This window comes from Mesorhizobium sp. M7D.F.Ca.US.004.03.1.1, assembly GCF_003998635.1.
GTDB lineage: Bacteria > Pseudomonadota > Alphaproteobacteria > Rhizobiales > Rhizobiaceae > Mesorhizobium > Mesorhizobium loti.
Map to the genome: position 1 here is coordinate 1 of NZ_RZQG01001854.1, position 406 is coordinate 406.

The 406-nt window shown below is 68.0% G+C and carries 1 protein-coding gene; it reads right to left on the reverse strand.

The features are described 5' to 3' along the window. Positions 1-406, reverse strand: a 406-nt coding sequence (locus EN935_RS40385) for a pseudouridine-5'-phosphate glycosidase (protein ID WP_281040437.1), incomplete at both ends; no start/stop codon positions are given.

Here is a 406-nt window from a genome sequence, read left to right on the forward strand (position 1 = left end):
CCCTTGTGCACGCCGCCGATGCCGCCGGTGGCGAACACTTTTATGCCGACCATATGCGCCGCAATCATCGTGGCGGCGACCGTGGTGCCGCCGGTGCGCCCTTGAGCCACCGCAAAACCGAGATCGGCGCGCGACAGCTTCATGGCGTCGCCCGTCATCGCCAGCGATTCGCGTTCGCCGTCCGAAAGCCCGATCTTGATGCGCCCGCCAACCACGGCGATCGTCGCCGGCACGGCGCCGCCATCGGTGATGATCTTTTCGACATCGGCCGCCATGGCGCCATTGTCGGGGTAGGGCATGCCATGGGTGATGATGGTGCTTTCCAGCGCCACCACCGGCCGACCGGCGGCCAGGGCCTGCACCACCGGCGCGTGGATATCGATGAAGGGGCGGGCGGTCTCTGGGG